The 868-nt window shown below is 72.0% G+C and carries 1 pseudogene; it reads left to right on the forward strand.

What is annotated here, in order from left to right:
* A pseudogene (locus tag SMA5143A_RS19430) lies at positions 1-868 on the forward strand (IS200/IS605 family accessory protein TnpB-related protein); the annotation flags it as partial.

An 868-nucleotide genomic window follows, 5' to 3' on the forward strand; every position in this document is an offset into this window, starting at 1 on the left:
CCAGCTCGCACACATCCAGCAGCTGGAAGCGGGAGTGCGGATGATCGCCCACCGGTTGTCGCTGCCGGTCGGCGAGAAGGGCAGCAAGCACGCTCCGGGCGGCTATGCGAGCAGGCGGGAATGGCATGCGAAGTCGCGCCGTCTGCACGTGCTCACCGACCGGCTCCAAGCCCTCCGTGCGGACTGGGAAGCCGGGGTCGTGCACGTGGTGCGCGGCGGGAAGCGGCTGCTGACCACCCGCCACCACCTGGATGCCGCCCGACTCACCGAGGAGCAGTGGCGCACCCGGTGGCAGGCGGACCGGCGCTTCTTTCAGGCGGACGGCGAGTCCGGCAAACGCTTCGGCAACGAGACCATCCGCGTCACCCCCGACGGCGAGATCTCCCTCAGACTCCCCGCCCCGCTCGTGCATCTGGCGAACGCCCCGCACGGCCGGTACGTCCTCGCAGCCCGGGTGGTGTTCGCGCACCGGGGCGTCGAGTGGGCCGACCGCATCCACGCGAACCGGGCTGTGGCCTACCGCATCCACGAGGACCCCGCACGCGGCCGCTGGTACCTCACCGCCTCCTGGACCAACCCTGCGGTGCAGACGGTGCCGCTGGCCATGGCCCGCGCGGGTGGCATGGTGGGGGTCGACACCAACGCCGACCACTTGGCCGCGTGGCGGCTGGACGCTCACGGCAACCCGGTCGGAGCGCCCCGGCGGTTCGGCTACGACCTCTCGGGCGGTGCCGCCCACCGCGACGCGCAGGTCCGGCACGCCCTGATCCGCCTGCTGCACTGGGCGAGCCGCCATCACCTCGCCCTCGCCATCGAAGACCTCGACTTCACCGGCGAGACGACCCGCGAAAAACACGGCCGCCGCAAA

The organism is Streptomyces sp. MA5143a (assembly GCF_900290235.1).
In the GTDB taxonomy this organism is placed as follows: domain Bacteria; phylum Actinomycetota; class Actinomycetes; order Streptomycetales; family Streptomycetaceae; genus Streptomyces.